The organism is Acinetobacter sp. ABJ_C4_1, from assembly GCF_044538495.1.
In the GTDB taxonomy this organism is placed as follows: domain Bacteria; phylum Pseudomonadota; class Gammaproteobacteria; order Pseudomonadales; family Moraxellaceae; genus Acinetobacter; species Acinetobacter nosocomialis_A.
Genome location: NZ_JBIUCQ010000022.1, coordinates 33,160 through 41,431, shown reverse-complemented (window position 1 = coordinate 41,431; position 8,272 = coordinate 33,160). Strand labels below are relative to the sequence as shown.

Genomic DNA, 8,272 nt, shown 5'->3' with positions numbered 1-8,272 from the left:
TTTAAAATTCAATTTTAATATAAGAACAATGACTCATTTTATTAAAACTTAAATAGATTTTTAATTACTCATTTTTCCTTTTTAATTTAATTATTTCAATACCAAGATAATCCAAAATAATTTTAATAAAACAATTTTCAATCCCTCTACCAAGTTTATTATTTTTATGAGAAAATTACAAAAACATACAATTTTTTACATGATGAACAAATTTACCACTTTATTTTTACAAAACACATTTGCTGGGGCACTCTCTCTTTTAGCAATAAATTCTGCTCAAGCAGATGATTTATATACATTATTCAATAAAGCAAAGTTATATTCTCCACATTTACCACTGGCCTATACTCAAAGTGAAATTGCTAAACAAAAAACAAACCAAGCACTTGCCAGTAAAGATCCAAAAATCAATTTTACAGCTCAAGAGAAAAAGGGATTTAATAAACAACCAGCCCACGAAGAAACCGATTATCGTTTAAGAAATTATGCGGTTCAGTTTTCAATTCCCGTTTATAACAAATCTCAAGATGAAGCAATTAAAACAAATAAAATTGGAGAGAAAATTGCTTTAGAACAGTTTCAAGCAAACTACAATGAACTCTTACAAAATATTGTGGAGCAGTATTTTAAAATTTTAAATCTCAACTCTAAGCTTAACCTTATTCAACAACAGCAAATTTTAGTTCTTGAACAAAAGAAAATGGCAACTGCAAATTTTAATCAGGGAATGGTATCTATTACTGATTTAAGAGAAGCAGAAGCAAAGCTATCTACCCTGCAAAGTCAAGAAAATAGTCTGCGTTATGAAATTGCGAAAGAAAAAAGTATATTAGCCGAGTTTATAGGAACTGATGCCATCAGTTTTGTTGAAAATAAAACATCTTTAGAAAAACTCCCTCCTCTCTCATATACCGATCAGGCACACTACAATCAGTTACTACTAGAAAAGAATAATCAAATTAAGTTATCAGAACTCAATCTAGATGTAGCTAAAGGTGAGATTAAACAATCTGAAGCAGAAAGATATCCTGTTTTAAATTTTTCTGCGAAATTAACTAGAAATCTGGACTCACAAGATTCTGCGTTTACTAGCAAACAAAATGGCCTAGATTACTTATATGGCTTTGAATTAAATATTCCAATGTATAACACTGAAACGTCTTATAAAATTAAGGAGAAAAGAGCAAGTTTAGAAAAAAGTAGATATGAACTACAACTCTCAACTCAAAAACAAAAAGCACAGATGCTCGATGCCTTTTACAGCACTTTATCTGCAATTAATAAAGCAAACGGCATGAAAGATGCCGAAGATTCATCTCAAAAAGCATGGATTGCCAATAAGCGTGCCTATGAAGTAGGAATGCGAGTAAATGCTGAGGTCTTGGAAGCACAAGCAAAATATTTTGAAAACAAACAAGAACGTTTAAGTGCTTGGTATGAGGCTTGGCAAAACTATATCAAACTGAAAATTACGACAGGTATTTTAACTGAACAGCAAATCATTGATATAGACCATATTTTTTATTCAACCTCTTCCCAATTAAGTTCTCGTTATGACAGATAATAATTTACAAAATTTACCAGATACTATTCAGCACTGGTTACTTAACCTTAAACGTCTGAATATTAATGTATTGGCTGTTTGTTATGAAAATTTAACAGATTTTGGTAGTCATGCTTTTGAAGACTCTCAAATTAATGAGTTATGGAATGTAATCAAACAACAATTAACACTAGATAAACCTGTTGCTATTCAAAAAAGTGAACAAGGTTATCTTATTGGCTATTTACTGATAAATTCTAGCTCATCCTCGTATCTTGGGTTATCCATCACACCACCTATTCATGAAACGACGCTGGAACTTATACGAACCAGCATGGGGTGGTTATTTTACGAGCAACAAAGTCAAAAGCTTCAACATGCGATTCAAGCAGAACAACTTCTTGAAATTTTTGCACATGTCATTAATCAAACACAGTTCCAAATTGCGGCACAAGAATGGGTCAATCAAACCACGACTCAAATTCGTAAACAGTTTACGCAATATCAGGATATTCAATTAAATTATTTCTTAGTTAAAGATGCTCATAAAGTGAAATGGGTTGTCTCCTCTGAACTGTCATGGACAGAAAAAGGAGCAGCAGAAATGCAAAAACTCAATGAAATCGCATTACAAGCATTATTTTTACAACATGACCTCAAAGAATATCAGTGGTTCGCCTATCCTATTTTTCATCATGGAAAAATTCAGGCTATTTTAGTAGCGAAGGACCGTGATTTTGAACAATATGAAGTACATAATGCGTTAAGCTTATACTTAAAAAGCAATATCGATTTAATTCATCCGCTTTTACAACATTGGTATCAATCCGAACAAAGCCTTCTTCAACATAGTTTCAAGTCTGGAAAAAATATATTAAAAAAATACAGTACTGAAGGTCACTATGCTTGGAAAATTATTACAGGCCTTATTGTTGTCTTTCTACTGTGTATTACTTTAATTCCGGTTGATAAGTTAGTCACTGCTAACCTAAATGTTGAAGGGAAAACTCGCTGGATTATTTCTGCACCAACTCAAGGTTTTATACAAACAGTCTTTGTCCGCCCTGGAGATAAAGTTAAGAAAGATCAAGCCTTAATCCAACTCGATAATACTGATCTAAAAATACAAATTGCTGAACAACAAAGTTTACTTGATCAGGCACAACATCAGTTCCGTGTGGCTATGGCAGATCAGAACCTGACAGATAGTGGTTTAGCGGCCAATCAGATTAGGCAACAAGAGGCAAAAATCCAGACCATTCAAAGAAAGATTAATCAAACTAAAGTAACTGCGCCAATTACTGGAACCGTTATTGACGGCGACTGGGCTCAACAAATTGGCACGCCTGTTGAAGATGGTAAGGAATTATTCCAGATCGCATCACAAGATGCCTATAAAGTCATTTTGCATGTTGCTGATAAAGACATTCACTTCATTCAAAAAAACCAGAACGGCGTTTTAAAGCTAACAGGCTTACCAGATCAAACTTTTCCAATTCGTATTACCCGTATTACTCCGGTTGCTTCAGTTCAAAACAATATAAATGGCTTTAAAGTTGAGGCTGCATGGATAGGTTCTCCACCTGCCCTAACCCCCGGTATGCAAGGTGTTGGGAAAATTACAGTGGGTAAAACCAATCTACTCTTTCGCTGGTCACGAGATTTCATTAACTGGATGAAATTAAAGATCTGGTCAAATTGGTAAAGTCATGCAAAGTTTGTTTTCAGAACACTGGCATCTTGTACGTCATTTAAAACCTCAATTGCGACAGAATGTTGAGGTTTTACCACGTATTTTACGAGGCCGTGCTTGGTTTTTATTATTTGAACCGATGTCACAACGCTTCGTCAGAGTTAACCCCGAAACATGGTATGTGATTACTCTTTTAGATGGCAAAACTAATGTTGAACAAATATGGGATAAAGCGGCCGAATATATTGAAAAACAAAATATCAATCTCGACCAACACTACCGAGCAATTAGTCAAAATGAGTTAGTACAATTACTCACTCAGCTTTATAACAATGACTTATTACAAACTGAGGTATCTTTTGACTCTGAAGAACTATTTAAGCGTTATAAAAAACAAAAATTTAATAAATTAAAACAATCATTTTTAAACCCAATTAGTTTAAAAATACCTCTGCTTTATCCCGATGTTTTTTTTGGTCAATTAAGTAAATTAGCGCGTTCCATTTTTAGTGTATGGGGATTTTTACTCTGGTTTTTAGTCGTAACTCCTGCACTTTTATTGCTGAGTGAGCACTGGCAAAGTTTAACGAGTAATTTATCGGATCGAGTGCTATCAACCAGTAACCTTTTTATCCTTTGGCTGACATATCCAATTGTTAAATTAATCCATGAATTTGCTCATGGTTTAGCAATAAAAGCCTGGAATGGAAATGTCAGAGAAATGGGACTTATGTTCATTATGTTCATTCCCATTCCCTATGTGGATGCGACCTCTTCTTATCACTTTGTTTCTAAATGGCAAAGGATTGTGGTATCGGCTGCCGGAATCCTCACTGAGCTTTTACTGGGCGCAATCGCAATTTATATCTGGCTATCGACTGAACAAGGGTTGATTCATGCATTTGCTTATAACGTCATTTTTATTGCCACTATTTCTACAGTATTAGTAAATGGTAACCCACTCATGCGCTATGACGGTTACTACATTTTGTCAGACCTGCTTGAGATTCCCAATTTGGCAGGTCGAGCGACTAAATATTGGATTTATTTATCAGACCATTATTTGTTTGGTGCAAAAACAGTACAGCCACCTTATGCAACTGAAAATGAAAGATTTTGGTTATTCATTTACGGTTTGCTGTCTCCTATTTACCGCATCACCATCATGTTCAGTTTAGTCTGGTTTATAGCACAAAAGTACTTTTTCTTTGGTGTGATACTGGCTGCTATCTCTGGTTTTATGACTATTGTTTTACCTCTATACAAAGGAATAAAACATATTTATCAAGGAGCGACCTTGTCAAAATATCGTGAACAGGCCATTCAACGTTTATGGATTATTATTGCGGCAATTGTTCTTATATTTTTTATTATCCCGTTTCCATATTACAGTACCCAACAAGCCATTGTATGGATGCCAGAAGAATCGATTATTCGTGCGAATGAGTCAGGACATATCCAAGGCATTAATTTTAAGAACAGCCAGGTTCAACAAAACCAAATTCTTTTTCAACTTTCAAACCCCGATTTACTTGAAAAATATGAGTTACAAAAACTTCAAGTTGAAGAGTTAGATTACAAGCTTAGACAAGCCTCTTTGGATGATCTGACTCAACGCCGCAAATTAGAATATCAAAAGCAAGGTGCCGTTCAGCAGCTTCAACAGTACCAATATAAAATTGAACAGCTTCAAGTCACGAGCACAGTTTCCGGAAAATGGTTTGCTAAAGATGCTATTGAGATCAAGCAAAGATACTATAAACGTGGTGACATTATTGGTTATGTTATTAATCAACCGGCACAAATTGTTCGTAGTGCGGTTTTACAGCAAGATTATGATTTAATTCAGAACCGCTTAAAAAATATTGAAATCCGCTTTAAAAATCATTTTGATGTGATTTATACAGGGAAAATCATTAGAAGTACCCCGCAAACACAAAAGAAACTTTTATCTTCAGCATTAGGTAGTCAAGCGGGTGGAAATATTACAGTTGATCCTAATGATCAGGAAGGCAAAACAGCTTTACAGAATTATTTTGATTTAGATATTCAACTGTCACAACCATTAGACTCTTCTGTTTTCGGTGATATTGCATATGTTCGTTATCATTTAGGCTACTCGCCTCTTGCATGGCAGTGGACTAGAAAATTGCGTCAATTATTTTTGGAGCAATTCTATGTCTAATCTACGTGCCATCAAAAATATGTCTCTGCACCCTTTTTATTTATCAAATGTGGCGCGAGTAGAACAAAAAGATATAGAGCTACATAAGCTTGAAATATTTTTTGCAAACTTATTAGGCTGGATTCCCGCAAATAAAGTTTCTAGAAGGCATATTCATAAATTTGCACAAGCAATAGCAGTTCATAAAGATGCTTTAAAAGAGCTGGACCAATCACAGCTTGTACAGAAATTTCAGCATACTGTTCAATTATTATCACGCGAGACCAATCATAATCAGTCTATCGCTTTAATATTTGCATGTGTTGGAGAAGCAATTTCTCGTGTTTTTAATATCTATCCGCATCCTGTTCAATTTATGGGGGCATATATATTACTAACAGGCAGACTTGCTGAAATGCCTACAGGTGAAGGGAAAACACTTGTCGCAAGTATGGCCGCAACTATTATGGCTGCAACTGGTAATTTCGTTCATGTTTTAACTACAAATGCTTATTTGGCTCAGCGTGATGAAGAAGAATTACGTCCCCTATTTGAGTTTTTCCAACTCAGCAGCGGTGCAATTCATAGTGAAATGGAAGTTCCGGAAAGGAAGGAAAATTATCAAAAGCAAATTTGCTATGTCAGTGCAAATGAAATCGTTTTTGATTACTTAAAAGACCACATTTCTGGAAAAGGTACTCAACCTAGACAAATTGAAAATTTACGTTCATTGGCAACTGGAAAAGTCGCTGATGATACGATGATTGTACCAGCCCTACACTTTTGTATTGTAGATGAAGCTGACAGCGTGTTTATTGATGAAGCCCAAACACCAATGGTGATTTCGCAAGAAACCGAAGGGCTTATTGAAGCCCCAGTTATCCATTGGGCAATTGCCCAAGCAAGAGAACTTATTCGAGATGTCGATTTCACGATACTTGAGGCTGAGCACCATGTAGAAATAGAAAAGATTTCCCCAGAAAAACAGGTTCCCTTACCTCAAGATGTCAGACCAATCTGGTATAACCATGCATGGAAAATGCTACTGGTTAAACAAGCACTTACTGCTTTATATCTTTATCATAAAGACCAGCATTATATTATTCAGGATAATAAAATTCAGATTGTGGATGAGTCTACAGGCCGAATTATGGCTGATCGCTCATGGGAACAAGGATTACATCAACTCATCGAAGCTAAAGAAAATATTGAGCTCACCAAAGGCCGAGACACTCTAGCCCGAATGACCTTTCAACGTTTCTTTAGAAGATATTTACTTTTATCAGGCTTAACAGGAACTGGGCTAGAAGTTGCACGGGAGCTGTGGATGATCTACCGATTAAAAGTATGTCAGATTCCTCCTAATATTCCGTCCAAACGTAAACAATTTAGACACCGATATTTTAAAAATAATGAACAGAAATATCAGGCAATTGCAAAACATGCTAAAGCAATTGCCGATACCAAGCGCTCAGTTTTAGTTGGTACACGTAGTATTGAAGCCTCCGAAGCTATTTCGGAAGCACTTGCCCGACTTAGCATTGAACATATTGTCTTAAATGCCCGCCAAGATGCTCATGAAGCTTCAATTATTGCTGAAGCAGGACACAGTGGCAGAATTACAATAGCCACCAATATGGCTGGCCGTGGTACAGATATTAAATTGCGTCCTGAAACCAAACAAGCTGGTGGCCTACATGTCATTTTGACGGAGTTTCACGAATCGGCTCGAATTGACCGACAACTTTATGGTCGAGCTGGTCGTCAAGGAGATCAAGGGTCATGTGTTGCCTATATTTCTGGTGAAGATCAGTTAATGCAGCAAAATATCCCATGGCTTATAAAGTTTATAAACTTTATTCCCTTCATTTATTTGCAATATATTTTTTTAATTTTTGCGGTAAAACGTATGCAAAAAAAATGTCAGAAACGTGCTTACCGAAACCGTATATCTATGTTTAAACATGACAAAAAATTAAATTCTCAAATTGGCTTTGCAGGAAAAATTTATTAAATGAAATATTCTCTTATTCTTCCTATTACACTTCTTTTATCAGGTACGACTTATGCAGAAGCTATCAATTTCGCATGCATGATACAACCTGCAAAAATTGTTGAAGTACGAAGTCCAATTACGGGGGTCTTACAAAATGTTCCTGTAAAAGCAGGAAGTCCGATTAAAAAAGGACAAATTCTTGCTCAAATCGAATCGAGTGTTGAAAAATCTGCAACTCAATCTGCTTACTATAAAACCCAGCTTAAAGGTTCAGCCAATATAGCAAGATCTAAAATTGAACATGCTGAAAGTAAAGTGCAACGCATGAAACAATTATTAGCAGAAAATTTTGTTTCCCGCCAAGCATATGAAGATGCTTATAGTGAGCTACAACAAGCTCGCTCAGAGCTACAATCAGCTCAAGAAAATATCAAGCAAGCAGAATATGAATACAAACAAAGCCAAGCTGATTTAAACCGTAGAAAAATTTATAGTCCTTTTAATGGTGTAGTTATACAACAGTACATTCATGCAGGTAGCTTAGTCAGCCCAACCGAAGGTAAAAATCCAATTTTAAAAATTGCTCAAACTGACCAATTTAAAATAAATGCAATTGTGCCTTTAAAGTACTTTAATCAGATTAAAAAAGGTCAAAAAGTAAAAATTGTCCCTGAAAGCCCGTTTGAGAAGTTTACTACTACCATTCAACTTGACCACGTTGATCAAGTCATTGATGCAAGCTCAGGTACTTTTAGTACAGGCGCAACCATAAAAAGTAATAGCGTAAAATTTCCAAGTGGTATTCGCTGTAAGATGTATTTATAACTTTGCGTTAACCTTCTTTTGAATGTATGAGTATAAAAAGACATGAATATC

5 protein-coding genes are annotated in these 8,272 nt (G+C 35.4%); all 5 read left to right on the top strand.

From position 1 onward, the window contains the following. The first annotated feature begins 166 nt into the window (after positions 1-166). From ACIF8R_RS17665 to ACIF8R_RS17645, 5 genes are read left to right on the top strand one after another with little or no spacing between them, the layout of a single operon-like run. Entirely contained in the window at positions 167-1,564 is a 1,398-nt protein-coding gene (locus ACIF8R_RS17665) for a TolC family protein (protein ID WP_396482300.1), read from the top strand. Beyond that, a complete protein-coding gene (locus ACIF8R_RS17660) occupies positions 1,554-3,248 on the top strand; it encodes an efflux RND transporter periplasmic adaptor subunit (RefSeq protein WP_396482298.1) in 1,695 nt (564 codons plus the stop codon). Before ACIF8R_RS17665 ends, ACIF8R_RS17660 begins: the two co-directional genes overlap by 11 nt. 4 nt (positions 3,249-3,252) lie before the next feature. Continuing rightward, positions 3,253-5,421 carry a site-2 protease family protein gene (locus ACIF8R_RS17655; protein ID WP_396482296.1) on the top strand — a complete coding sequence of 723 codons (2,169 nt, stop codon included), beginning with the start codon at positions 3,253-3,255 and terminating at the stop codon, positions 5,419-5,421. After that, positions 5,414-7,414, top strand: a complete 2,001-nt coding sequence (locus tag ACIF8R_RS17650) for a hypothetical protein (RefSeq protein WP_396482294.1) — start codon at positions 5,414-5,416, stop codon at positions 7,412-7,414. The genes ACIF8R_RS17655 and ACIF8R_RS17650 overlap by 8 nt, the downstream gene beginning before the upstream one ends. Then, positions 7,415-8,221: an efflux RND transporter periplasmic adaptor subunit gene (locus tag ACIF8R_RS17645; protein WP_396482292.1), complete on the top strand. Its 807-nt coding sequence runs from the start codon at positions 7,415-7,417 to the stop codon at positions 8,219-8,221. The last annotated feature ends 51 nt before the right edge of the window (positions 8,222-8,272 follow it).